23 protein-coding genes and 2 pseudogenes are annotated in these 23,772 nt (G+C 56.5%); 21 read left to right on the top strand and 4 right to left on the bottom strand.

Features of this window, described 5'->3' with window-relative positions; translation table 11 throughout:
• The first annotated feature begins 520 nt into the window (after positions 1-520).
• The 4 genes from RBB62_RS19410 (at position 521) to nhaD (ending at position 4,110) form a co-directional block, all read left to right on the top strand.
• Complete coding sequence (locus RBB62_RS19410) at positions 521-1,078, top strand: flavoprotein (protein WP_309400918.1); 558 nt, start codon at positions 521-523, stop codon at positions 1,076-1,078.
• Entirely contained in the window at positions 1,078-1,533 is a 456-nt protein-coding gene (gene dtd / locus RBB62_RS19405; RefSeq protein ID WP_309400917.1) for a D-aminoacyl-tRNA deacylase, read from the top strand. Before RBB62_RS19410 ends, dtd begins: the two co-directional genes overlap by 1 nt.
• Positions 1,534-1,563: 30 nt before the next feature.
• Positions 1,564-2,457 (top strand): cation diffusion facilitator family transporter, encoded by an 894-nt coding sequence (locus tag RBB62_RS19400; RefSeq protein ID WP_309400916.1) that lies wholly within the window; start codon positions 1,564-1,566, stop codon positions 2,455-2,457.
• Between the two features lie 294 nt (positions 2,458-2,751).
• Positions 2,752-4,110 carry a sodium:proton antiporter NhaD gene (gene nhaD / locus RBB62_RS19395; protein ID WP_309400915.1) on the top strand — a complete coding sequence of 453 codons (1,359 nt, stop codon included), beginning with the start codon at positions 2,752-2,754 and terminating at the stop codon, positions 4,108-4,110.
• Here nhaD and RBB62_RS19390 read toward each other — a convergent pair.
• Positions 4,072-4,872 carry an EI24 domain-containing protein gene (locus RBB62_RS19390; RefSeq protein WP_309400914.1) on the bottom strand — a complete coding sequence of 267 codons (801 nt, stop codon included), beginning with the start codon at positions 4,870-4,872 and terminating at the stop codon, positions 4,072-4,074. The two genes, nhaD and RBB62_RS19390, sit on opposite strands and share 39 nt — an antisense overlap.
• A gap of 118 nt (positions 4,873-4,990) precedes the next feature.
• On the opposite strand from RBB62_RS19390, the gene RBB62_RS19385 reads away from it, so the two are divergent.
• Positions 4,991-6,376: a lactate racemase domain-containing protein gene (locus tag RBB62_RS19385; RefSeq protein ID WP_309400913.1), complete on the top strand. Its 1,386-nt coding sequence runs from the start codon at positions 4,991-4,993 to the stop codon at positions 6,374-6,376.
• Positions 6,377-6,385: 9 nt separating this feature from the next.
• On the opposite strand, the gene RBB62_RS19380 is transcribed toward RBB62_RS19385, so the two are convergent.
• Positions 6,386-7,324: a ChaN family lipoprotein gene (locus RBB62_RS19380; protein WP_309400912.1), complete on the bottom strand. Its 939-nt coding sequence runs from the start codon at positions 7,322-7,324 to the stop codon at positions 6,386-6,388.
• A gap of 174 nt (positions 7,325-7,498) precedes the next feature.
• Between RBB62_RS19380 and RBB62_RS19375 the strand changes: the two genes are divergently transcribed.
• The 4 genes from RBB62_RS19375 (at position 7,499) to RBB62_RS19360 (ending at position 10,322) form a co-directional block, all read left to right on the top strand.
• Positions 7,499-8,185 carry a MazG family protein gene (locus RBB62_RS19375; RefSeq protein ID WP_309400911.1) on the top strand — a complete coding sequence of 229 codons (687 nt, stop codon included), beginning with the start codon at positions 7,499-7,501 and terminating at the stop codon, positions 8,183-8,185.
• Positions 8,151-8,897, top strand: coding sequence for a M48 family metallopeptidase (locus RBB62_RS19370; protein WP_309400910.1), 747 nt, complete (start codon positions 8,151-8,153; stop codon positions 8,895-8,897). Before RBB62_RS19375 ends, RBB62_RS19370 begins: the two co-directional genes overlap by 35 nt.
• Before the next feature lie 65 nt (positions 8,898-8,962).
• The gene (locus tag RBB62_RS19365; protein WP_309400909.1) at positions 8,963-9,799 is read left to right on the top strand and encodes a sulfite exporter TauE/SafE family protein; all 837 of its coding nucleotides are present in this window, start codon (positions 8,963-8,965) and stop codon (positions 9,797-9,799) included.
• A 4-nt stretch (positions 9,800-9,803) separates the two neighbouring features.
• On the top strand, positions 9,804-10,322 hold the full coding sequence (locus RBB62_RS19360) for a hypothetical protein (protein WP_309400908.1): 519 nt from the start codon (positions 9,804-9,806) through the stop codon (positions 10,320-10,322).
• Positions 10,323-10,560: 238 nt separating this feature from the next.
• On the opposite strand, the gene RBB62_RS19355 is transcribed toward RBB62_RS19360, so the two are convergent.
• Entirely contained in the window at positions 10,561-12,252 is a 1,692-nt protein-coding gene (locus RBB62_RS19355; RefSeq protein ID WP_309400907.1) for an ABC transporter permease, read from the bottom strand.
• 293 nt (positions 12,253-12,545) lie between these two features.
• Here RBB62_RS19355 and RBB62_RS20360 point away from each other — a divergent pair.
• From RBB62_RS20360 to RBB62_RS19335, 6 genes and pseudogenes are all read left to right on the top strand, one after another.
• A pseudogene (locus RBB62_RS20360) lies at positions 12,546-12,716 on the top strand (helix-turn-helix domain-containing protein); the annotation flags it as partial.
• 136 nt (positions 12,717-12,852) lie between these two features.
• Positions 12,853-12,987: pseudogene (locus RBB62_RS20355) on the top strand (IS630 family transposase); the annotation flags it as partial.
• 495 nt (positions 12,988-13,482) lie between these two features.
• Positions 13,483-14,877: a sigma-54-dependent transcriptional regulator gene (locus RBB62_RS19350; protein WP_309400906.1), complete on the top strand. Its 1,395-nt coding sequence runs from the start codon at positions 13,483-13,485 to the stop codon at positions 14,875-14,877.
• A 104-nt stretch (positions 14,878-14,981) separates the two neighbouring features.
• Positions 14,982-15,446: a hypothetical protein gene (locus RBB62_RS19345; protein WP_309400905.1), complete on the top strand. Its 465-nt coding sequence runs from the start codon at positions 14,982-14,984 to the stop codon at positions 15,444-15,446.
• Between the two features lie 3 nt (positions 15,447-15,449).
• Entirely contained in the window at positions 15,450-16,394 is a 945-nt protein-coding gene (locus tag RBB62_RS19340) for an RluA family pseudouridine synthase (protein WP_309400904.1), read from the top strand.
• A gap of 245 nt (positions 16,395-16,639) precedes the next feature.
• The gene (locus RBB62_RS19335) at positions 16,640-16,843 is read left to right on the top strand and encodes a hypothetical protein (RefSeq protein WP_309400903.1); all 204 of its coding nucleotides are present in this window, start codon (positions 16,640-16,642) and stop codon (positions 16,841-16,843) included.
• Positions 16,844-16,916: 73 nt separating this feature from the next.
• Here the strand turns inward: RBB62_RS19335 and trpA are convergent, their stop codons facing one another.
• Entirely contained in the window at positions 16,917-17,714 is a 798-nt protein-coding gene (gene trpA / locus RBB62_RS19330) for a tryptophan synthase subunit alpha (RefSeq protein WP_309400902.1), read from the bottom strand.
• A gap of 148 nt (positions 17,715-17,862) precedes the next feature.
• On the opposite strand from trpA, the gene RBB62_RS19325 reads away from it, so the two are divergent.
• The 6 genes from RBB62_RS19325 (at position 17,863) to RBB62_RS19300 (ending at position 23,543) form a co-directional block, all read left to right on the top strand.
• Entirely contained in the window at positions 17,863-19,443 is a 1,581-nt protein-coding gene (locus tag RBB62_RS19325) for a glucose-6-phosphate isomerase (RefSeq protein ID WP_309400901.1), read from the top strand.
• 43 nt (positions 19,444-19,486) lie between these two features.
• Positions 19,487-20,290 carry a hypothetical protein gene (locus tag RBB62_RS19320; RefSeq protein ID WP_309400900.1) on the top strand — a complete coding sequence of 268 codons (804 nt, stop codon included), beginning with the start codon at positions 19,487-19,489 and terminating at the stop codon, positions 20,288-20,290.
• A gap of 40 nt (positions 20,291-20,330) precedes the next feature.
• Positions 20,331-20,525: a hypothetical protein gene (locus RBB62_RS19315; protein WP_309400899.1), complete on the top strand. Its 195-nt coding sequence runs from the start codon at positions 20,331-20,333 to the stop codon at positions 20,523-20,525.
• Between the two features lie 37 nt (positions 20,526-20,562).
• The gene (gene rsmI, locus RBB62_RS19310) at positions 20,563-21,273 is read left to right on the top strand and encodes a 16S rRNA (cytidine(1402)-2'-O)-methyltransferase (protein WP_309400898.1); all 711 of its coding nucleotides are present in this window, start codon (positions 20,563-20,565) and stop codon (positions 21,271-21,273) included.
• Entirely contained in the window at positions 21,270-22,307 is a 1,038-nt protein-coding gene (locus RBB62_RS19305) for a Ppx/GppA phosphatase family protein (protein WP_309400897.1), read from the top strand. Before rsmI ends, RBB62_RS19305 begins: the two co-directional genes overlap by 4 nt.
• A gap of 315 nt (positions 22,308-22,622) precedes the next feature.
• Positions 22,623-23,543, top strand: coding sequence for a hypothetical protein (locus RBB62_RS19300; protein ID WP_309400896.1), 921 nt, complete (start codon positions 22,623-22,625; stop codon positions 23,541-23,543).
• Positions 23,544-23,772 lie beyond the last annotated feature (229 nt).

The following is a 23,772-nucleotide window of genomic DNA, read 5'->3' as shown; positions in this document are numbered from 1 at the left end:
TGTTTCATCGCCCAGCATGAGCCTGCCTCAATTCATCAAATCAACCACTAAATGACTCAAAAGCATCATCGCGGAGCACTCACGGGCCTCTACGCGTGCTCTGCGAACATCGAAAAACAACAAAGATCATCCGCAGCGTGAAAACAGTCTGTTAATCGAAGTGGCCAGGTGTTCGGTTTGCTCGAGTAGGCTGGAGTCGTAAGTTTTTTCTATGAGTAGGTAAAACAAACCAATGGACACGCCTATCACCGCAAAGGCCGAGATACCCGCTGCTACGCCGAGCATCATCGGGGATAAACGATGTAGTCTGTTCAGTAGATGTAAGGACACGTTGGGATCAGTGAGATTCTGTAGCAAGCGAATGATGTGCCACAACGCCGATCCTTGTCGCTTTTGGGGTACTTCGATTGGTGAAATCGTTTTATTGATGATCGCAGCAAACTACTTACAGCAGAAGTAGCCCGAAGAGGGGGCAATTTTAGACGTGAAACTCACACTAAGGTGACCTAATCTTTTGCTCATGTCCTATTCTGGCAAGACCATCATTCTGGGCGTCACTGGCTCCATTGCTGCTTATAAAGCGGCGGATATCGCATCCAAGCTCACACAGGGCGGGGCGAACGTATTTGCTGTCATGACCGCAGAAGCGGCCAAAATCGTAGGCCCGATTACGTTGCAAACACTATCGCGTAACCCGGTGGGAGTCGATCTTTGGAAAGAGGGTGAGGGCTGGCAGCCGGGACACATTGAGCTGGCTGATAAGGCAGACCTGTTTCTCGTTGCGCCAGCCACGGCGAACATCATTGCCTGTTTTGCCAATGGACTAGCGCCCGACCTGTTGACGAGCCTTTACTTGGCGACCCCGGCGCCGGTCATGATCGCTCCCGCGATGAATGGCAAAATGTTAGCCCATCCGGCCACGCAGAAGAACATCGCACAATTACGGGAGTGGGGCTGTTATTTCATCGAGCCGCAAGCTAATGGAATGCTGGCCTGCGGTTATGAAGGCGCCGGTAAGCTCGCGCCGGTCGAAGAGATCGTGGCGCGGGTCGTATCGTTCTTTGCCGGTCAGAAGTAATGCGCGCAGTCGTTCAACGAGTCACCCATGCTGCCTGCCGTGTGGACGGTGAAACCACGGGCGAAATCGACGCTGGCTTGCTGGTCTTTCTCGGGGTGGGCCAGGGCGATGGGCTTGACGACGCTGCCTGGCTGGCACGTAAGGTCGCCGCACTACGGGTTTTTGAAGACGCCGAGGGCCGCATGAATCAATCATTAATCGACCAGGGAGGCAGCGCGTTGGTCATCAGCCAGTTCACGTTATACGGGAATGTGAAGAAAGGCGCGCGCCCGTCCTTTAACAAGTCAGCGCAGCCCGACGAGGCGACTGCGCTATTTGAGAAGTTTAAGGAACTGCTCGCCTCTGAGTTAAGTAAGCCTGTGGCCAGTGGAGTTTTTGCGGCAGACATGCAAATCGAGGCGCATAATGACGGGCCAGTCACATTGATTATCGACACGCGTCAGCGCGATTTTTAGACAGGGGCACGCCAGCAAAGCTGATCTCCCATGCGCGACGAAGTCTCCTATTCTTCGAATAACACAACCTTGCTGAGCACCGCCATCACGGTGCTGGGGTTGAATGTGGTCCTGATGCTCGTCAAGCTGGGCGTTGGTTACGTGGGTAATTCCTACGCGCTAATTGCCGATGGGGTGGAGTCGGCTAGTGATGTGTTTCTCTCGGTTGTGACTTGGGGCGGCTTCCTGCTCTCGCTCAAACCAGCCGATGAAAACCACCCCTTCGGTCACGGTAAAATCGAATCGCTTGTTGGCATTATGTCGGGCATGGCGCTTATGGGTGCGGCCATTGCGATTGCGGTGTTTTCCATCCGTGAAATCCGCGTGCCGCATGCTGTGCCCGAGTGGTATACGTTACCGGTGCTGATCTTGGTTGTCATCACAAAGGAGCTGCTGTTCCGCAAGGTAATCGGCATTACTGAGGAAAATTTCGACAGCCGGGCACTGGAGGGGGATGCGTGGCATCATCGCAGTGACGCCTTGACCTCGGCCGCTGCGGCAATCGGCATCACCATTGCTCTTATCGGCGGCCAAGACTACGCTGCGGCCGATGACTGGGCAGCTTTAGTGGCCTGCGTGATCATTTTGGGGAACGCTTTTCGCATCATCAAAATGTCCCTGCACGATGCGTTGGATGGCAAAGTCGCCACGAGTCTCGTTAGGGCGCTGCGCGAAGAGGCGGGGCGACATCCGCAGGTTTGCCTGATCGAGAAATGCCGTGTGCGCAAGAGCGGCCCAGGCTACTTCGTGGAGATTCACGTGCAGGTGGATGGCGCAATGAGCATTAGTGATGGTCATGCGCTGGGGCACGAGGTGAAGGACCAACTGGTGGAGCAATTCCCTGCTCTGCTCGACGTGACCGTGCACCTGGAGCCGTATGAGTAGTTTCGAATGCGTCATACGGGTTAGAGCGATGTGATCTCATCCATGTAAGCTTAAGGACTCGCCGCTCGCTGAGGTATTTGGATTCAGCTAACCTTATACTATTTAGAAATGATCCGAGTTGGCGCTTGGGTCCCCATTGACATCCGGAAGCTTGCTTCGATTGGAAATTAGGCTCCTTACGCTGAAGTGCTTTATTTAAAGGGCTTTTGAGTCGAATTACGACTAGGAATAATATTAGTAGAGGTAATTCTGTGCTTTTTTAGCATAAGGTTTTAGGGTATCGATATTTACCCGATGAAGGCGATAATCATCCTCCTTTTTGTCTTGGGTTACTTGGCCATAACGCTGGAGCATCCGCTGCGTTTGGACAAGACGGTGCCGGCGCTAATCATGGCGGTCATTCTGTGGGCTATCTTGGGCTGCGGCTTTCACCATGGTGTCTTCAGCCTGGTGAATGATCAGGGCGTCGCGTTCAGCTTCCATGATTCCGCGGAGGCGATGGAAGAGTTTCAGGATGTGATTTTGCACCACCTGGGCGACACCGCGGAGATCCTGATCTTTCTAATTGGGGCCATGACGATCATTGAGATCATCGACTTGCACCAGGGCTTCGTGATATTGAAGAAAGTCGTGCGCACGCGCAACAAGGTGAAGCTGCTGTGGATCACCGGCGTCATCGCCTTTATCCTGTCTTCGATCATCGATAATTTAACAACGACGATCATTCTCGTCGCCTTGCTGCGCAAACTGATCCCCGAGCGCCACGAGCGCCTGTGGTTTTGCTGCCTGATTGTCATTGCGGCCAACGCCGGCGGCGCGTGGTCTCCCATTGGCGACGTGACGACCACCATGCTTTGGATCGGCAACAAGGTGACGGCGGGTATGCTGGTGGAGCAGATCGTGCTGCCATCGATCATTTGTTTTGTCGTGCCATATTTTATCGCGAGCTTTTTACCCGCTTTCCGCGGCGAGCTGACCGTGCCCAAGGAAGCAGATGAAGAAGAAGAGCCTTTGCTGAGCAGCAAGAAAATGCTCTACCTTGGCCTAGCCGCAATAGTCTTTGTACCCATCTTCAAAAGCCTCACGCACATGCCTCCCTACATGGGCATTATGCTGGGCCTGGCCGTAGTTTGGATGGTGTCCGAGCGCATTCACCCGGAAAAAGATTTCAAGCAAGCGCGCCGCTACCTGTATTCGTCCAACCGCGCGCTGTCGAAGATCGAGATGTCGAGCATACTGTTTTTCTGGGGCATCCTGATGGCAGTTGGCGCCCTGCAGTCGATGGTCTACGGGGAGATGCATGGCGAGGCGCTGGGCTCCCTGCGTTACTTGGCGGAGTTCATGCAGACGGTGATCCCCAACCAGGACGTTGTCATCGTGCTGCTCGGCTTACTGTCTTCTTTGGTGGACAACGTGCCGCTGGTGGCCGCCTCGATGGGGATGTACACCGCGCCGATGGACTCCACGATCTGGCACTTCATTGCGTTTTCTGCGGGCACGGGTGGCAGCTTGCTGATCATCGGCTCGGCCTCTGGTGTGGCGGCGATGGGCCTCGAGAAGATCGACTTTCTCTGGTATTTTAAGCGCGTTACCTGGCTGGCAATGATCGGCTTTTTATCCGGCTCCGGCTTCTTCATGCTGATCGCTGGCTAAGCCCGGCGCGGGCTTGGTTGGCAGCGGGCAGTCTTTCTCCACGCGAATGCCGTAGAGCACGCCGGCGATCACGGAATACGTTGGCCCAATGAACCAGCCGATGATGGGTATGGCCTGAATGACCAAGCCGATCATCGCAAAGAGCGCCACGCCGCCGAAGTGTTTGCGTATCGCGGCAAAGGATTCCTTGGGCGAGTAGTTGGCGCGGTCGAGATACGGATCGATGTAAGCCACGCCGCTGAGGAACATCTGAAACGGGAAGGGCAGTAGGGCGGCCAGAATAACGCCTGCCAGTGGAATCGCGCCCACCGCAATGCCACCCAGCAGCACGCCGATCGACGCTGCAAAGGTCCACACAAACATAATGGTCGGCCGTTTAATGGACTCGATAAAACTGCGCTCCGCGTTGCGCACCTCGGCGTTGACCTCGCGTTCGATTTCCTGCGAGAGATTGTCGAGAAACGGCCCATAGCAGATCATCACTAGGCCGCGGAAGCCCACGTAGAGCGGGCCCGAAAACAGAAACAGCACGCCGAGCCAGAAGATCGCTTTTAGCCAGGCCGGGATCTTTTCTTCTCCGAAAAAGTATTCCTCCACGTTGCTGACCAAGTAGTCACCCACTGCCACGTAGCCCGCCAACAGCAGTAACGTGATGACGAACGAAATGAGCACAGGCCAGATCAGGTATTTCCAGAAGTTGCGTTTCCAGAGTAGCTGATGGGCCTGCTTGTAGGCGGAGAGTGGCGTGGTGATTGATTTCATTTTCCTAGAGCTGCTGTATGATTATTTTGTGATGTGCTCATAGCAAGCATGCTCTGAAGTTGAGGGAGTGATCGAACAGGATTGACCGCACAGGGCATCCTGTTGACTCTATCTCGTTATGAACACCCTCCAATCGACTCACTTACCTTTTGGCCCCTCGAACATTGCGCTTAACCTCCCGGAAAATGTCGAAGTGCTTTCCATGGGGACGCCGGTTGCGTTGGAGAATCCCGTTCAAGCCGTGCAAGATGCGCTGGATAACTCCATTGGCAGTCCGGGGCTCGACGCCGTCATTGCGCACAAGCTTGCGCTGGGCAAAGACCCGTCGGCGGTCATCGTGATTTCGGACAACACACGCCCAGTGCCATATCGTGGCGAGTCGGGCATCCTGTGGCCGATTGTCGAGCGTCTGCTCAAGCAGGGCGTGCGTTCGGAGAAGATCATCGTGCTCGTGGCCACGGGCATGCACCGTGGGCTGACTAAGGATGAAATCGGCTCGATGATCGATGCCCGCGTGCTCGACGCCGGCGTGCGCGTGATCAACCACGACTGCCAGGAAACCGAATACCTGACCTACCTCGGCCAGACCAAGCGCGGCAGCGAAACCTACATCAATAAACGCTACCTCGACGCCGATATCAAGATCCTGACCGGCCTTGTGGAAAGCCATTTTATGGCGGGCGCCTCGGGTGGACGTAAGTCGATTTGCCCGGGTATCATTGGGGAGGCTAGCACCTTTGTTTTCCATGGCGCGCCGATGATGGCCGACCCGAACACGACCGACCTCAAGCTCGCGGGCAATCCCTGCCACGAGGAGTCGTTTGAAGTCGCGAGCAAGGCCGGCGCGGACTTCATTGTCAACGTCACGCTCGACCATGAGTTTAACCTCACAGGCGTTTTTGTCGGCCACCTGAAGGACGCCCATGAAGCCGCCGTCGAGCACCTGAAGACCTACACGGCCGTGCCTTGGAGTGGCGAGTATGACGTCGTCCTGACGCACGCGGGTTTTGTCGGTATCAACCACTACCAGGCAGCGAAAGCGGGCACCGTCGCTGCGCGCATCGTCAAGCCCGGCGGTCACGTGCTGATGGTCGCCAATAACACCGACACCGACGTGATCGGCAGTTTGGCCTATCGCACGGTGTTGCAGATTTTAAAACTCAGCGGCCCCGAAGCGCTGGAGCAGATCCTCCTGTCGCCGGACTGGAAATTCATCCCCGAGCAATGGCAGGTGCAGATGTGGGCGCGGCTCTTTAAAAAGATCCCGCTGGCGAATTTCCACTACTTCAGCCCGCAGTTTACGGAGGCGGATTACCGGGTCTGCGCGGGCGGTCGCCTCGCCGCCCTAGCCGATATCGACACCGCATCCGCTGCGCCGGAAAAAGTCATCCCCGAACTCTTTGAGAAGGCTTTAGGCAAACTCTACGCCCAGCACAAGGGCGACGAGCCATTGCGCATTGCCTACCTTAAAGACGGTCCCTACGGCATCCCGCTGCGGGATTGAGTCAGTGCTTTACTGCATCGCCATTAAGCCATCCGCCGAGGCTGGCTTGGCGGTGTAGATAACGTAGTCTGCGCGGTCGGCATCGTCCGGGTTCCACTGCGTGGGATCGGCCTTGGCGACGGCGCTAATCGTGACGAGTTTGAGCTCTGGTGCGTGGTGCTTGATGCGCTGCTGCGTGCCACCCAGGTTGGCGATGTGGAAGTCGCCTATGAAGAGGATGACTTTGCGGTGAGACTGCTTGGCGGTCACGACGGCATTGGCCATGGTGGCGTCCCACACCCGCTGTGCACGGAGGTAGGACTCGGCGTCGATCTGCGGCGCGTCTTCGCCATGACCGTGTCCGGTCATCATGCCAACAAAGCGGTCGTGGTAGGCTTGGTCGTCGACTGCTTCATCGGGCACAACGGCCAATGTCGGTTGGTGCGCGCTGATCGCTTGCTGCAAGGTTTCATAATCCTCCAGGCGGGCAGCGCGGGCATATTCGCGCGGGGCGTTGGCGGCAATGACGGTGGCACCCTGTGGACGTTGCTCCTTGGCAACGTCGATGATCGGCTGATACCAGTCACCCCAGGTGTTCTTACCGCCGCCCCAGTTGGCCGAATTGGTGAGCTTGATGAAGGTGGCGGTTTCGATTTGCCCGTCGAGGTAAAGATCGACCCAGACTTGCTCGTGGCGCTCCAGCATCTCCAGGGCAACTGCGGAGTCGGGGAAGGTGCTCAAGAGATCGCCGGTCAGGCGCTGTTCCAGCTGATGCCCAATTGCGTCGTTGTGCTGCTCACCCCAGAGGATGGCGTCAGCCGCTAATACATCGTTACTCATCGCAATCCACTCGACGGGGGTGCCGGATTGGGCGTCGTAGACCACCCAATCCGGCGTCGGCTGCTTGGCCGCTTGCGGGGTGGTCGTTGCGCAGCCTGATAGGAACGCAACACTGAGTAACGTCAGCATGAAAAGAGGGCAGGAGCCGGATTTCTTGTTTACCATGCACGGGAGTGTGTTGAGTTGAGAATGGATTTCAATAACTGCGTTGTGAAAAATGAATAGGGAGCGGCTGCGGGGCTTTTCCGGCAAAAAAACGTGTTGTGGGGGCAGGGGAGTTACTGTATTCCCTAAGCTCAACTAATGGCTTCGATAGATGATTTACGATACACGGTGTCGCGCCTGCGCGGCCCGGGAGGATGTCCGTGGGACATCGAGCAGACGCACCAAACGCTTTGCGATTGCTTGGTGGAAGAATGCGCCGAGCTGCTCGACACCATTGACCGCCTGGACTACGAGCACATGCAGGAAGAGCTCGGCGACGTGCTCCTGCAGGTCATCATGCACACCCAGATGGCCGAGGAGGAGGGCCGCTTCAGCTTCGACGATGTCGCGCGCGACATTAACGAAAAACTCGTCCGCCGGCACCCGCATGTCTTCGGCGATCTCGACCTGAAGGACTCCGAAGCCGTCCTCCAAAAGTGGGAGGAGATCAAGGCCGAGGAAAAGAAAAACGGCCTGCGCCCGCTCGAGGAAGGCCCCTTCAAGCACCTGCCGCCGCAGCTGCCCGCGCTCCGCTACGCGCTGAATGTTTTCAAGCAAATCGAAAAGAAAGACCTGCCCGTCGAGGGCGAGTATTCCACCGCCGCCGTTGACGAGCTTGCCGACGGCCTGACCGAAGCGCACGCCGGACGCGCGCTCTTCGAGCTGGCCGCCGCCTGTCGCAAGGCGGGCATCGACCCAGAATCCGCGCTGCGCCGCCACGCCAGTGAGACCCAGCGCGCCATTGCCGAACGTGTCTCAGAAGCAGAACAGTCTCCGGCTGGTTGAAGTCTCGACCAGCCAAGGCGCGCTGATGGTTCCTTATGAGATCCGTCGCTCACGCCGCGCGCGCTACATCCGGCTAACGGTCGGCCGGCACAACCATGCGCTCCTGTCCGTGCCGTGGCGCTGCGCCTTTGTGGAGGCCTTGGAATTTCTGCGCAGTCAGGGGGACTGGCTCGCGCGCAACCTCAGCGAGCACCCCACGCGCACCTCGCTCCGCGACTACCTGGAGCGGCACCCGCGGCTCCACGCATTGGGTAAAACACTCCGGCTCTCGCAGGGCTTCACCCGCACGAAGCCATTCTACGTTTACTCGCTGGAAAACGACGAGGTCGAGCTGCGCATCTCAGCCGAAGGCGAGCAGGAGGCCAACCTCGTGGCGCTCGTTCGAGGCTTTGCCCGTGAGGTCATCGAGCAACGCACCTTCGCGCTCGCGGAATCAGTCGGTGCGAAGATCAAGCGCGTCAGCGTCCGCGACCAAGCTACGCGTTGGGGCAGTTGTTCGAGCAGTGGCACGATTTCGCTCAACTGGCGCCTCGTACTCCTGCGCCCGAACTTGCAAGACCACGTGATCTACCACGAGCTGGCCCACGTCAAAGAGATGAACCACTCGTCCTCTTTCTGGAATCTCCTCCGTGAATATGACCCCGACACGGATGCCCACAATGACCAGCTCAATCCCGCGGGAGCCCGGCTGATGCCACTCGGCCGGAGCTGACATGAGGGATGGCCTGTAAAGCAAATCAGCGTGACAAACTGTGTGGCGAATCATAGCTTAAGCGTGTGTCTTTTGAGGCTTTCTATTCTCCACTGATTCAACCGCCACTGCCGTGGTTTAGCCTTGTTTTGGCGGTGTTTACGGCTTGGTTGATGGGCTTTTCACGCAGCGGTTTGGGAGCGGGGGGCTTTGTGGTTTCGCCGCTGATGGTGCTCGCGCTGGGGGCTAGTGATGGCTTGGCGGTGATCGCGGTGATCATGATACCGGCTGGGTGTCTGGGCTGTTGGCAGCATCGGAAGAACGTTGACCGCAAGCTGCTGACTCCGCTGATTCCGGCGGCGTTTGTGGGCACCGCGCTCGGGGCATTGATTCTTTGGGCGCTGATTGCTTCGGGCGAGGAGGCGGCGGTTCACGAGCGGATGGAGTATGTCGTGGCGGGCTTGTCGCTGCTTTATGTGGCGTTGGTCAGCTTTCGCGACAAAATTGCCAAACTTGGTGGAGGCGGCGGGCCGACCACCTCGAAGGGGGTGTTTGCGGTGGGGAGTTTACTCGCGCTGAGTCAAACGGTAGCCAACTCCGGTTCGCCACTGATCACGGTTTATTTCGTGCGTCATGGGCTGGAGAAAAAGCAATTCGTCGCGGCGCAGAATTTCTTTCTGCTTATCCAAAACACCATCAAGCTGATCCCGTTTTTGGCGTTGGGCGTCTTGCACATTGGCAACGCAGGTGCCGCTTTGATTCTTTTTCCAATCACTATGCTTGGGAGTTGGAACGGCAAGCAGTTCAACCGCGTTTCTACGGATAAATCGTTTTTCACGCTCTACATCGTGCTGTTGGTTCTTGGGTTTTTTTCGAGCGTAATTCTGCTCTGGGGGCGCTCAGATTTCCTAGCCTTGTTTTAAGACTGTGCTTTCGCGATGCGGTGTGCATGGTGGCGCGATGCACGCAACTTTGCTTGAACAGATTCGAGCCCTTCACATCGAGATTGAGCAGCAGCTTCAGCACATCGGGCAGGTGACGGAACAGCCGCATTGTGCGACGTGCACGACGGTCTGCTGTCAGGAGCATATTTGCCGCGAAAGTGTGGAAAGCCCGTTCCTACGCTTCATTCTTGGGAACCGGGCGGAGGACTACGATCAGGAAAACGGTTGGTTTGCGCCGGGCAAAGGCTGCCAGCTCGAATACGGGCGCCCGATGCTGTGCTATGTCTATTTCTGCCTCAAGTTCTCCGCTGCGGAACTGGCCAGAAGCCATGAGTCGGTGGCGCGCGAATTTCGCGCGATCTACGTGAAGACCTGGCGCGGCAGGCATATGCTAACCATCGATGACTTGAGTGAAATTCCTGTGCCGCGCTTACAGCGAATCGTCGATGACTTGACGGCATTGCGCGACCGCATGGTCGCAGAGAAACCAACGGTTCGTTAAAAATAGCTGCTGAGCAACTTTAAGGCCGCACGCACAAATCGTAGGGTAACAGCTGTTGCAATTCGCATGTTTACCAATGCAGCTTCACTCATTTAGCACCGCCTCTGGACTTCGGTCACTGTATCTCATACGCAATTAGTGACGAAGTGCAGATGACTACAGTTGTGGCCAGACACCTTTTCAAACCCGCTGATGTTTTTGGCGGATTGAACCGTCACTCGGTCTTTTCTCGCTTAGACTATACCCGGAAGATCGCGCCCATCTTTTTGCCGAGGAGCATGTTGGCTCCGATGATCGTGACCGCCAAAAAGCACATTGCCCAGACGCCCAAAGCGCAGGCCAAATAGGGGCCATCGCCCAGCAAGCTCATTAACTCAAACATCGCTTTGGTGATCGGATAAAACTCCTGTTTCACCGCCAAGATCAGCGAGTCGCTGACCTCCAGCATCGACTGGGAAAACGCCAGAATCGCTCCCGCCAGCAGGTTTGCCATGATGAGCGGTAGCGTGACCTTGAATGCGGCTTTGACCGGTGGGCAGCCCAAGTTTTGCGCGGCCTCCTCGTAAGTCTCAGAAGTCTGCTGGAGCCCTGCTACGGCACTACGCACCATAAACGGCAGCTTGCGCACAGCGTAGGCAATGATCAGCAGCCAAGTCGGGTTCTCGATTGGATTGAGGAAGCCGAAGAATTTTCCTTCCTGCGCCATGGTGAAGTAGCCGAACGCCATCACGAGCCCCGGCACTGCCAGCGGCAGCATGGATAGCGTGTCGAGCACGCCGCGTCCCGGCAGCTTGGAGCGCACGACCACGTAGGCAATGGCCAGGCCGAATGATGCATTCACAATGGTTGCCAAACCGGCGTAAAAGAGGCTATTGCGGATCGCGGGCACGGTCAGGCCATTGCTCAGCGCGAGGTCGTAATTGTGGAGTGTCCAACCGGTCGGCATGATGGTGTCATACCAGTTGCTCGAGAACGAAATCAGCACCACCGCCAAGTGCGGCAAAAGCGCCAGAAAGCTAACGCCGGCAAACAGCGACAGGCAAAGAATCTGACCGAGCGCGCCGGGTTTCTTGGCTCCGCCGGCATGGCTAGCCTTGGCCATCATGGTGAAGGTGTTGCGGCCGAACAGTCCTTTGCCGATTAGATAAAATCCGACCGAAAAAACGAGCATCACGGTGACCAGTGCGTAGGGGAACGGGTTGTCGCCAACTTCCTTGAGGCCGTCAAAAATCTGCACTGAGGTCACGCGTGGGTAATTGAAAATCAGCGGCACGCCGAGCTCGGTAAAGGCCCAAATGAAGACGATCGTGCAGCCGGCGAAAAGCCCCGGGCGCATCAACGGAAGGGTGATTTTCCAGAACTTTTTCCAGCCGCGGCAGCCGAGATTTTCGGCGGCTTCTTCCATCGCTGGATCGATATTGGCCAGGGAGGCGGCGGCGTTCAGGTAAAGGATCGGGTAGAGGCTGAGCGCGTTGAGCACCACGATGCCCCAGAAGCGCCCGTCGGCCAGCCAGTCGATTGGCATGCTCGGATCGATGAACCCAAGCTTGGCCAGAATGACATTGAATACGCCGTGGCGACCAAGGATTTGCTGGATGCCGATTGCGCCCACGAAGGGGGGCAGCATGATCGGCAGGAGCGCGGCACCGAGGCAGATCGCTTTGCCGCGGAAGTCATAACGGTCGGCCACGAAGGCCAGCGGCAGCGCGAGCAAGAGTGCGAGGATCGTGGAAAAGAGCCCCATGCCAAAGGCGTTGCGCAGGCCTTCCAGATAAATCGGGTTCGAGAAAACCTCGCCAAAGAAGGCCAGCGTGAACTCACCATTGACGAAGAACCCGCCCTGCAAGATCTGCAGGATGGGCCAGATGAGGAAGCAGCCGAAGAAGGCGGCGCTGATGCCGTAAACTGTCAGCGAAAAACCGCGGTTCATGCGCGGTAGCAAAGCAGATGCCGCGCCGATAGCGAGTCGTTTGTCGATTATCCCGCGTTACGTTTAAGAAAATCCTTTTTAAACGGGCAGGGACAGGTTAATTTGCAGCCATCGCAACCAGTGTCCTGAGTTCAATGTTTCTGGCATAAATATACTGGCATCAATTAAGATGTTTTTATGACTTTTTTGTCTTTTAATAAAGAAGTCGTCCCTTAGCTAAAATCGAGTTGTCGTCGGCAGATCGTGAGTATCTGGAAGCGTTCCTTCGTCGTTGCAATGCACCGGCGAAGGAGGTGGCGCGCGCTCGGATTGTCTTATTCGCGGCGGAGGGTTTGAGCAATAAGTTCATTTCTGAACGTCTATCGCTCAAAGCGCATACCGTTGGTCATTTGCGCAAGCGTTATTGTGAAGGCGGGATTGCAGCACTGAGGGAGCTGCCGCGCAGCGCTCGTCCTCCGAGCGTTAGCGACGAGCAGGCGGCCGAGGTTGTGCGTTTGGCGCTGGAAGAAAACCGGAAACGGCCACGCATTAGAGCACACGCAAGCTCGCCAAACGCACGGGCTTACGCCACGCACAAAAAGCGCCGAGGTCAACCAGCGACTAAAAAAGCGACCACATTGGCATCTGCATTTTACCCCAACGCACTCCAGTTGACTTAACCAAGTTGAGCGATTCTTCGTACTAATCACCAACCAGCGCATCCGAAGAGGTTCATTCAAAGCAGTCAAAGAACTCAAAGTAGCCATTCTCAAATACACCGTAAGCGTCTGTCGAGCGTCCCCCCTTCCGTAGATCAGTTGACGGTGCTATATTAGTGTACGATGGAAATACCCGAATTAGAAGTGGTCAATCTCGGTGTGGAGCGCGACTGTCAGGCCGCCCAACTCTCCGCCCGATTATGCCAGCTTGCGCTCCGCGTATTGGCGTTGAAGCGCGCGACTTCACGGCGCGTTCGCCCCACCTGCGCCCGATCCCGGCGAACGGGCGGGTAGGGCAGTGTTCTTTGATATCGAATAAAGTAGGTTTTACCCCCCCTCCGGCCCCCAGTCAGGAAGGAAAAAGTTGAAAGGTTAAAGCAGACGGCGTGGTTACGATATGGAGTGCGCCAGTTCTCTGGCGCTTTGAGTGAGTATGCTCAGCCAACGTTGGTAAAGTGCCAGTAAGCTGGCGCGTCACTTTGACGCATTTTTGGCTTTGCGCCGGATGCAGGTGCGTGGCAGGTTGGTCTTTATGTTGCATAGTCTCCTCATCGTCGACGACGAGAAGCATACCCGTGATGGTTTGCAGGCCCTGTTTGAAGACGACTACGAAGTCTCCGTGGCGCGTGATGCCGAAGAAGCTTTTCGATTGCTGGATTCCGACGAGTTTACCGTCGTGTTGACTGATTTACGCATGGCTGGTCAGAGCGGTCTGAAGGTGATCGATAAGGCTGTAAAAATGGCCTACCAGCCCATCGTGATCATGATGACCGCCTACGGAAACGTGGAAACCGCCGTCGAGGCGATGAAGCGCGGTGCCTATGATTTCGTCACCAAGCCGCTGAATTTGGAGAAGCTGGAAATCATGATCAAGCGCGCCATCAAGAGCCGCAAGGTTGAGCAGGAAAACGTGCAGTTGCACGAGCGTCTGGACCGCAAATTCAGTTTCCAGGGCATCATCGGCAACAGCGCGCCGCTCCAGCAGGTGTTGGAGGAGGTGAAGCAAGTCGCGCCAACCAAAGCCACGGTGATGCTCTACGGGGAAACGGGCACGGGGAAGGAGCTTGTCGCGCAAATGATCCATCAGAACAGTACGCGTAGCCGCGGCGCCTTTGTGCCGGTGCATTGTGCGGCGATCCCGGCGAACTTGCTCGAAAGCGAACTTTTCGGGCACGAGAAGGGCGCGTTTACCGGCGCGAATGAGCGTCGCATCGGACGCTTTGAGGCGGCGGACGGTGGCACCTTGTTCCTCGACGAAATCGGGGAAATCGACGCGCCAACACAGGTCAAACTCCTGCGTTTTTTGGAGACGCGTTCGGTCGAGCGCCTGGGGAGCATGAAGCCGATTGCGCTCGACGTGCGACTTGTCTGCGCGACGAACCGCGACCTCCGCGCCGAAGTCGAGGCCGGGAAGTTCCGCGAAGATTTGTATTTTCGCCTGAGCGTGGTCCCGCTGACTCTGCCGCCGCTGAGGATGCGCCAGGACGACGTGCCGTTGCTGTTGGACCATTTCATCAAGCAATTTGCGGCGGAGAACAATTTGCCCGCGCCGCGCCTGGCGTCTTCGGCCATGAAGGCGTTGCAGAATTACGCATGGCCGGGGAACATTCGCGAGCTGCGAAACTTCTGCGAAAACGTCGTCGTGATGAAGCGGGGAGGGGAGATTACCGAATACGATTTGAACCCGCGCTTCCTGGGTAGTGGCGAAGTCGCTGCACGCACGACCGACGGCAGTGCCAAGTCTTGGACGTCTCAGGACGACAAGGCTCCACCGCCGCTTTCCAAGGAAGAGAGCGAAAAGCGACTGCTGCGCCGCGCCTTGCAAGAGGCGGCTGGGAACCGGACCAAGGCTGCAGAGCTGATGGGCATTTCCCGCCGCACACTGCACCGTAAACTCGCACGCTGGCCCGAGCTTGATACGCAGTAGCAGCAGCAGCTGTTTGCCACGCCTAAGCATTTCTGATCAAGGAGTGCGCGCGAGCGTGCGATTGCTGTTGATTCGGGCCGACTGTTTGTTTCACTGACCCGCTTATGAGTTTATCTGACGAACAAAAAAAGCAGGTGGTTTCGTGGGTTTCCGCAGGTGAAGGCTTGGCAGAGATTCAGCGTCGGCTGGAAAGCGAATTCGGCGTGCAGATGACCTACATGGATGTACGCTTTTTGGTGGACGATCTGGACCTCGACCTTGTCGACAAGGATGAGCCGAAAAAGGTGGAAGACACCGACAAGCCCGCCGTGGACGCCGAGGCAAGCCTCGTGGATGACGGTCTCTCCAGCGGCTCGCTGCAAGTCGAAGTCGACGCCGTGACGCGCCCTGGCGCGATGGTCAGTGGCTCAGTCACGTTCTCCGATGGCGAGACGATGGGTTGGCAAGTGGACCAAATGGGCCGCCTGGGCTTGATCCCCGGACCGACCGAAGGTTACCGCCCGTCCGAAGACGATTTGATGGAATTCCAAACCGCGCTCGAAGTCGAGTTGCGGAAAAAGGGAATGTAACTCTTGGGCGACGAAACGGAACCAGCGGGCGAATCGGTGGAAGTAACCGTCCCTGCGGGGGACGCTGGCGGACGCGTGGACAAGGCGTTGGCCCGCGCATTGCCGGATTGGAGCCGGCAGCGGCTCAAGGTGTTGTTTGACGACGGCAAAGTCTGCGTTAACGGCTCCACGGTCGCAGGCAAAGTGAAGGTGGCCGAGGGGGATGTGATCGCGCTGTTTCTGCCCGAGTCGCCCTCAACCAAGGTCGAGCCGATGCCCGTACCGCTCGAGATCCTCTTTGAGGACGAGCATTTAGTCGCGGTCAATAAGCCCTGCGGCATGGTGACGCATCCCGGTGCCGGGGTGGTCCCGCCAACACTTTGCCACGCGCTTCTGGCTCACACCGACGGACAACTGGCGTTTGCAGGCGGGGAGGAGCGCCCGGGAGTGGTCCACCGCCTCGACAAGGCGACGACGGGCGTCATCGTTTTTGCCAAGACTGATGAGGCTTATTATGGTTTGGTTAAGTCATTTTCCGAGCGCCTGACCAAGAAGGAGTATTTGGCCATCGTCGCCGGCTCACCACAGTTGGAGGCGGGCAGCATCCTTGAGCCGATTGAGCGGGATCTACACAACCGCACCCGCATGGCGGTTCGCGAGGATGGCAAGCCGGCGCATACGGATTGGCGTGTTGTGCAGCGACTAAACGAGCACCATTGTTTGATCCATTGCCGGATTCACACGGGACGCACGCATCAAATTCGGGTGCATTTGAGCCACCTCGGCATGCCTTTGTATGGCGACTCGACCTACGGTTTTCGCCCTCGCCACGGCGCTGAATGGCCGGAAAATTTTTTCCTACACGCTCGGCAGCTTGAAATTCCGCATCCAATTTCGGGTCAAAAGTTGGTAATCAGTGCGGAACCTCCTGAGGCATTCGAAATGCAGGTCAAAAAGTTTGCGCAGTGAGGTGTGCCATTTTCGCTATTAGGAAAATTTGGGATTAGGGTAAATTACTTAATATTGTAGCAGCGGTTGCCCATTATTTTCAGAATTTGATTGATCTCCCCTCAAATATGAGGGTAGAAAGATACCCGATCTGTGACAATACAGTTAAGAATCTACATTGTTTCGTCCATTTCAGGCGTTATTTCGTAGATTTCTCCCACTTGACTTAACTTCAACCTATTCTTCCCCCCAGAATAATTCCCAAGATGTCCTATCTACGTCGTCGTAACTCAGTCCATATTAATATCAACGGCTATCGCATCCGCAAAGATGTGTTTTGGCGTTGGTTAGGCGGCAGCACAGTCATGTGCTTATTAATTTTACTAGCTATCGGTTGGACCTTCTATCAGAAGGACCAAGTAGTGCATCAAGCGGCTTCTCAACTATTTGAGCAACTCTTCGGGCGTTAGTTTCTTCCCAACCTCCCCTCCAAGAAGGCCGTGGTTCCTGTGGAATCGCGGCCTTCTTCTGTCTAGCGAGGGTTTATGCGAGGCCGCCGATGAGCTCCTCCGCCTTGGTCTTGAGTGTGGCTACGCCAGCTTCTGGTTGCTCAAGGTTGGAGGCGAGGCAATTGACCAACGCGCTGCCGACGACGACGCCATCGGCGATTGCGCCGATCGTGGCCACGTGCTCTGGGCGGGAAACGCCGAAACCCACCACAAGCGGCAGGTCCGTTACCGAGCGAATCTGGGCTACGGAGTCCTTCAGATCAGCTGAAAGCTCGGAGCGTTCGCCGGTTACGCCGGTGCGGGAGACGTAGTAAATGAAGCCTGTGGCGGCGCTGGCGATTTTCGCAATGCGCTCAGTCGGCGTGGTCGGAGCGACGATGAAAACGGTGTCGAGGCCTTCGTCGGCGCAAACTTTCTGCCAGCTGCCAGCTTCTTCCGGGGGTAGGTCGAGCACGAGGAAGCCGTCTACGCCAGCTTCCTTTGCCTGACGCGCGTAGTCTGCTTCACCGGGCGCAAAGACGAGGTTGTAGTAAGTGTAGAGCACGACGGGCACCTCGCTGAACTTGCGAATCTCGCGCACGAGATCGAGCACCTTGGCCTGCGTCATGCCGCCTTCGAGGGCGCGTTGCGCGGCGAGTTGATTCGTCAAACCGTCTGCCAGAGGGTCGGAAAACGGGGCACCGAGCTCCAAAATGTCGGCACCGGCTTCGATCAGTGATTTGCAGGCGGCCAGTGAAGTATCAAAGCTGGGGTCGCCTGCGCAAAGGTAGGAGACGAAGAGGGGGCGTCCGTTGGTGCGGGCTTGCTGAAAGGCTTGGGAAATGCGGCTCATGACGTTCTTATTTGCCGGTTAGGACATGTTGCCCGCCGCTCAGTGACAAATGTTTTTTCTCTATGGGTGAATTTTTTGCCATCAATGGGATACTTTTACAGATATCGCCTTGCGCACCGCTCTCTGCGTTGCCTAGATGAATAACGTCATGTCCTGGGACCGTTTTAAAGAAAACTATCTATTCATTGAACCGCTCGATTTCGCGCTCGATATCAGCCGCATGAACTTTGCGGATGATTTCTTCGCTACGATGAAGCCGAAAATCGATCAGGCTATTGCCTCGATGGAAGAACTCGAGGGGGGCGCAATCGCGAACCCTGATGAAAACCGCATGGTCGGCCACTATTGGCTACGTGACGCCAGCCTGGCTCCGACGCCCGATCTGCAAAAGGAAATCGCGGACACCGAGCAAGCCATCAAGGACTTCGCCGCGAAGATCCACAGCGGCGCGATTCAAGGCTCGGCAGGCAAATTCGAAAATCTGCTCTGCATCGGCATTGGCGGCTCCGCGCTCGGCCCGGAATTCGTCAACCAGGCGCTCGGCAATCCCGCCAGCGACCCGATGAGCATTTTCTTCTTCGACAACACCGACCCGAACGGGATGGACAAGGTGTTGGCGCAGCTTGAGGGCAAGCTCGGTTCGACGCTGGCTGTGGTTACTTCCAAGAGCGGTGGCACGCCAGAAACCCGCAATGGCATGGTGGAAGCCGAAGCCGCGTGGGCGAAGGCTGGTTTACAATTTGGCCAGCATGCCGTGGCGATCACCGGCGTCGGCTCGAAGCTCGACAAGCACGCCGTGGAAAACAGCTGGCTGACCCGTTTCCCAATGTGGGATTGGGTAGGGGGCCGCACCTCGGAGCTGGCTGCTGTGGGTCTCGTGCCTGCTGCGTTGTCCGGATTTGATATCGATGGCATGCTCCGCGGTGCCAAGGAAATGGACGCCGTGACTCGCGTGAAAGACTTTAAGCACAACCCGGCGGCCCTCCTCGCGCTCATGTGGTATTACGCCACCGACGGCGCGGGCAAGAAGGACATGGTTATCCTGCCTTACAAGGACCGCCTGGAGTTGTTCTCCCGTTACTTGCAGCAGCTCGTGATGGAATCCCTCGGCAAGGAGCTCGACCTCGACGGCAACACCGTCCACCAAGGCATCGCCGTTTACGGCAACAAGGGCTCCACCGACCAGCACGCCTACGTCCAGCAGTTGCGCGATGGCGTTCTGAATTTCTTTGCGACCTTCATCGAAGTCCACACCGACCGCGACGGCATATCGCCAGCGGTTGAGGCCGACTTCACTTCGGGCGACTTCCTTCAGGGCTTCTACCTCGGCACGCGCGATGCGCTTTACAACCAAGGCCGTGAGTCGATCACTATTACGGTGAAGGATGTATCGGCGCACACCGTGGGGATGTTGATTGCCCTGTATGAACGCGCAGTGGGTCTCTATGGCTCGCTCGTAAATATTAACGCCTACCACCAACCCGGGGTTGAAGCGGGTAAGAAAGCCGCCGCCATCACCTTGGAAACGCGTCAAAAAATCGTCGACGCCTTATCCTCAAAACCGGGCGAAGCATTTACAGCTGAACAACTTGCTGTAGAATTAGGTCTTGAATCGCAAACAGAACTCATTTTTAAATTGCTAGATCACATGGCAGCCAATCAGAATCGCCCCTTGCGCAAGCTGGTCGGCGAACCCTTCTACGAATCTAAATTCTTGATCGAACAGTAAGCTAACCTCCCCAATCTGACAATATCTCTCCTTATCTGACATTATGAAAGGTCTCTCCATTGCGCTTCGCGTTCTCGCGATTCTCGGCGCCGTCGCCGCAGCATTCTTCTGGTATCAAACCAATGGTGTTGTTAAATCTGCCCAAGATGAAACTAAAGCTGTACGGGCTGAGTTACAAGCCGCGGAATCCCGTGCGACTGACCATGAAAATGAAAAAATCAAGTATAAGGGCATGGCAGGCGAGCTCGACACCAAGCTGGCTGACGCCAACTCCAAGATCAATTTCTCCTCGAATGAGTTGAACAAGATCAAGCGCGACCTTGGTCGTCAAAAGAACGAGTATGAAGAGCTCGATAAGCAATACAAGGATCTGGATGCACAATATGTCCAACTGAAGAAAGAAATCATCAACGTTGCTACCCCGGAAACCTCCACGGTTGATGTAGGATTGGTGAAGGATCTTGAAGGCCAGATTGCTACTTTAGAGACACAAATTGGTGAGCAGAAAGATAAGATCGATGCGCTTACTTTCCAATTGAAAAGCGCAGCGAACGCAGTGCCAACTGGCGATGGCGTAGTAAGTGCAGGTTCCGGTGTCTTGGCCCCGGTCAAGGAGCAGGAAGCTTCGATTCTTCGCACAGACGACGCCAAAGGCCTGCTGATCATCAGCCGCGGCGAAGTCGACGGCATGCAGAAGCAAATGGAGTTCAATGTCGCCAAGGGCTTGGGCCGCAAGCTGCGCGTCAAGGTGGGCACGGTTGCGCCGACCTACAGTGTCGCTTACATTCTGCCGGGCCAAGAGCCTTCTCGCCTGCAGGAAGGTGATGCGGTTCAAATCACTCAATAGCACTTGTGTGGACGCAAATTCCGGCTAACTTGCTTACTTGATGAGAGAACAAAAGAATTTACGTCTGCGGCTGCTGTTAGCAGCTGCGATCTTGGGCCTCGGCGGATTTTTATCCGGCTGCGAGTCTGCAAATCCTGAGCAAAGCAATCTGCCTTGGGCTCGCCCGGCAGAATGGGAGGGGGGAGCTCCGGGAATGAGCGGCGGTGGTTTCAACGCCGGTCGCACAGGATACTAATTTACTGCAGCCCCGATTTTTGGGGCTGCTTCTTTTTATGGATGAGTCTGCTGCCGAGTCACTGGAGCCAGCGCTGTATGTTGTCTCTACGCCGATAGGTAATCTGGGCGATCTGTCCACGCGAGCTATTCAGGCCCTGAAGCTGGCGAGCTTGATTGCCTGCGAGGACACCCGGACTACCGGGCGCTTGCTCGCGCATATCGGATCGACGCAGCCGACGGTTTCGTACCACGAGCACAACGAGCTCGCGCGGGCAACCGAACTGGCAGACAAGATAGAAGCCGGCGCTGCGGTGGCCTTGGTTTCCGATGCGGGGACGCCTACGCTTAGTGACCCGGGTTTTCGCGTGGTGCGCGAGTGCCGACGGCGTGGACTGAGGGTTGTGCCGATTCCAGGCGCTTCGGCGCTCTTGGCGGCGTTGGCCGCCAGCGGTTTGCCAACGGACGCCTTTTTCTACGCGGGTTTCCTGCCGCCCAAGTCTGCCGCTCGTCGCACTTTTTTAGAGCGAAACAAAGCATTCGCGCACACCATTATTGTTTACGAATCCTGCCATCGCATCGAAAAGTTCCTCAAGGAAATGCATGATGTTTTGGGTCCAGAACGCGTGGTATGCCTCGCACGCGAGTTGACCAAGCGCTACGAAACGATCCTCACGGCACCGTTGAAAGTTCTTGTGGGAAATCCGACATGCCTTAAGATCAAGGGTGAATTCGTTGTGATCATCGCAACGGAAGGCTACACACTATGAGACTAGGCGTCATCGACATCGGCAGCAATTCAATCAAGCTTTTAGTCGCTGAAACAGGTTCGTCGCTGGCCATTCGCTATGAGACCACTTGGGAGACGCGTATTGGCGGCGCACTGGGCACGGATCAGCCGATTCTTACCAGCAAGTCCATTCAGAATGCCTGCAAAGCCGTGAAGTCCCTGATCGACGAAGCGTCTGGCTACGATGTGGAAAAGTTCTTTATCGCCGCAACTTCGGCCGTTCGTGACGCTGGTAATCGCGAAGAGTTTATCGACGCAATCCACCAAACCACCGGCCTCAAGCTGCGCGTCCTCACTGGAGACGAAGAGGCGGCTTACATTGCCTGGGGCATTTCGACGGACTCCGTGCTCGCTCAGTATCAGGAGTTTTGTCTGGCCGATCTCGGGGGCGGTTCGCTGGAGTTGATCCATGTGCGCGACCGCAAAATCATGGCCAAGGTCAGTCTGCCACTTGGTGCCATTCGGTTGTCGATGCAACTGCTCGACGACATGGCACAGCCGATGAAGTCAGTCGAGATGCGCAAGATCATTCGCCGCGTCCGCAACACTGTGGAGGAGTCCGGTTTCCGATTTCCGAAAGACATTAATATCCTCGCTGGCACCGGTGGGGCTTTGACTGTAGCTCGCGCAGTGCGCGCCAACTGGTTGGGGCAGGCCGAGGATCAGGCCGGCAACTCGCTAAGTATGGCTTACCTGCGGTTCCTTTACGTAGAACTGGCTGCGATGACCATGGATGAGCGGACCAAGATACCGGCCCTGCCCGAAGAGCGTGCGGATATCATGCCCGCGGCGTTGCTCATTTTATTGACGATTGCCGAAATGGCTGGCGCGAGCTCATTTATCTACTCGTCGCACAACTTGCGCTATGGCATTGCTGCGAAATACCTGGCCGATGATGAAGCGTCTGGGCCGGAGTTTGCGAAGTCACCTCTGCCGGACCTCTCGGTGGAGCGTCGTAACGAGAAGCAGCAGGACATCAATTCCGCCATCCGGGGTGCCCCTGGGCAGAACTAAAAATCGACATTTTTTGCCGAATTAAGCGTCCAGAAGGGCGCTTTTTTGTATCCTATTAAATGTGAGTGGTTTGCAAAATTTGGCGTTTTCAAACCAATACTTTTATGCACTTTTGATGGGGTCTAAAGTCATTTTTTATGGAATCTAAAGCAAACTTTTTTCAGTCTCACGATCGATTGGAGCTTTGAGCAAAGGGCGTTGTCAGGGCTGGGGGCGTTAATTTCTGTAAATGAGATTTGCGCACGGTGACGCACGATCTATGTTCTGTCCCAATGATTGCCCCGCGCTTCTGTCCGGGCAGAAACGACACCATTTATGCCTACCACGAGTGAACTATACGGTTGGAATTGCATCACGCTGAAGTCGGGCCATGCCAGCCTGGCCATCCCCACCGAAATTGGGCCCCGCGTTGTCGCCTGCTCGATCGATGGCGGCGCCAACTTGTTCCACAGCGTCAAGGAAGAGCGCGGCGGCAGCGGCGAGGCTGAGTGGCTGCTGCGCGGTGGACACCGCCTCTGGCATTCGCCCGAGATCAAGCCCCGCACCTACGATCCCGACAACGTCGCCATCCAGATCGCTGACATGGACGACGGCAAAGAGCTGCTCCTCGAAGCCCCGCGCCCGGACCCCAGCGGCCTCCACAAGTCGATCCAGATTGCGGCCCTCGGCGCCGAGACCTTCAAGCTGACTCACCGCATCCGCAACACCCTGCAATGGCCCGTCCAATGCGCGCCCTGGGCGTTGACGGTGATGGAGCGCGGCGGCTACTCCACCGTGCCGCTGCTGCCCAAGGGTAACCACGAGACGGACCTGCTGCCCAACTACTCTATGGTGCCGTGGACTTACACGGACTTCTCGCGCCCGGAGTGGGAATTCCACCCCGACTTCATTGGCATCGACTCGTCGAAGGCCAAGGTTCCGCAAAAGCTCGGCCTCACGAATTACCCGGGCTGGGCGGCCTACTGGCAGGAGGCGGGCACGTTCGTCAAGGCGGCGTCTGTCGACCCGCGCAAGACCTACCCGGACTTTGGCTGTGTTTACGAGACCTTCTGCAACGACTTCATGATCGAGCTGGAGACCCTCGGGCCGCTGGTCACGATCCAGCCCGGCGCGAGCGTGGAGCACGTTGAGTTTTGGGGCGTCTTCGCCGGCCTCCCCAAGCCCGACACCGACCAGGTTTACAACGACGAATTCCGCCCCATCATCGAAGGCTGGCGCGCGGACTTGATCAGCTAGCCATAGGTCCAAAGCCAGCAAGGCGGGTTCAGTTTTTGAACAGAAGGCAGCAAAGGGAGCAAAGCCAGTGAGGCGTATGTAGGACGCGTTCGTTTGTTAACCGCAGAGATCGCAGAGGACGCGGAGTTGATTTTAAGGTATTTGTGGAATTGATTAGCTGAAGTAGTTACGAGGCAATCTGACAGTTGTGTGATAGACCATGGATTATCAGTCTGGTCCTAATGCAAGA

The sequence above is a fragment of the Cerasicoccus maritimus genome (assembly GCA_031296935.1).
GTDB lineage: Bacteria > Verrucomicrobiota > Verrucomicrobiia > Opitutales > Cerasicoccaceae > Cerasicoccus > Cerasicoccus maritimus.
The sequence above is the reverse complement of the archived record's forward strand: the minus strand, read 5'-3'. Positions and strand labels throughout refer to the sequence as shown.

Coding starts and splice junctions, on each gene's coding strand:
- RBB62_RS19410 (WP_309400918.1), top strand. CDS start 521: ATGTCCTATTCTGGCAAGACCATCATTCTGGGCGTCACTGGCTCCATT.
- dtd (WP_309400917.1), top strand. CDS start 1,078: ATGCGCGCAGTCGTTCAACGAGTCACCCATGCTGCCTGCCGTGTGGAC.
- RBB62_RS19400 (WP_309400916.1), top strand. CDS start 1,564: ATGCGCGACGAAGTCTCCTATTCTTCGAATAACACAACCTTGCTGAGC.
- nhaD (WP_309400915.1), top strand. CDS start 2,752: ATGAAGGCGATAATCATCCTCCTTTTTGTCTTGGGTTACTTGGCCATA.
- RBB62_RS19390 (WP_309400914.1), bottom strand. CDS start 4,872: ATGAAATCAATCACCACGCCACTCTCCGCCTACAAGCAGGCCCATCAG.
- RBB62_RS19385 (WP_309400913.1), top strand. CDS start 4,991: ATGAACACCCTCCAATCGACTCACTTACCTTTTGGCCCCTCGAACATT.
- RBB62_RS19380 (WP_309400912.1), bottom strand. CDS start 7,324: ATGCTGACGTTACTCAGTGTTGCGTTCCTATCAGGCTGCGCAACGACC.
- RBB62_RS19375 (WP_309400911.1), top strand. CDS start 7,499: ATGGCTTCGATAGATGATTTACGATACACGGTGTCGCGCCTGCGCGGC.
- RBB62_RS19355 (WP_309400907.1), bottom strand. CDS start 12,252: ATGAACCGCGGTTTTTCGCTGACAGTTTACGGCATCAGCGCCGCCTTC.
- RBB62_RS19350 (WP_309400906.1), top strand. CDS start 13,483: ATGTTGCATAGTCTCCTCATCGTCGACGACGAGAAGCATACCCGTGAT.
- RBB62_RS19345 (WP_309400905.1), top strand. CDS start 14,982: ATGAGTTTATCTGACGAACAAAAAAAGCAGGTGGTTTCGTGGGTTTCC.
- RBB62_RS19335 (WP_309400903.1), top strand. CDS start 16,640: ATGTCCTATCTACGTCGTCGTAACTCAGTCCATATTAATATCAACGGC.
- trpA (WP_309400902.1), bottom strand. CDS start 17,714: ATGAGCCGCATTTCCCAAGCCTTTCAGCAAGCCCGCACCAACGGACGC.
- RBB62_RS19325 (WP_309400901.1), top strand. CDS start 17,863: ATGTCCTGGGACCGTTTTAAAGAAAACTATCTATTCATTGAACCGCTC.
- RBB62_RS19320 (WP_309400900.1), top strand. CDS start 19,487: ATGAAAGGTCTCTCCATTGCGCTTCGCGTTCTCGCGATTCTCGGCGCC.
- RBB62_RS19315 (WP_309400899.1), top strand. CDS start 20,331: ATGAGAGAACAAAAGAATTTACGTCTGCGGCTGCTGTTAGCAGCTGCG.
- rsmI (WP_309400898.1), top strand. CDS start 20,563: ATGGATGAGTCTGCTGCCGAGTCACTGGAGCCAGCGCTGTATGTTGTC.
- RBB62_RS19305 (WP_309400897.1), top strand. CDS start 21,270: ATGAGACTAGGCGTCATCGACATCGGCAGCAATTCAATCAAGCTTTTA.
- RBB62_RS19300 (WP_309400896.1), top strand. CDS start 22,623: ATGCCTACCACGAGTGAACTATACGGTTGGAATTGCATCACGCTGAAG.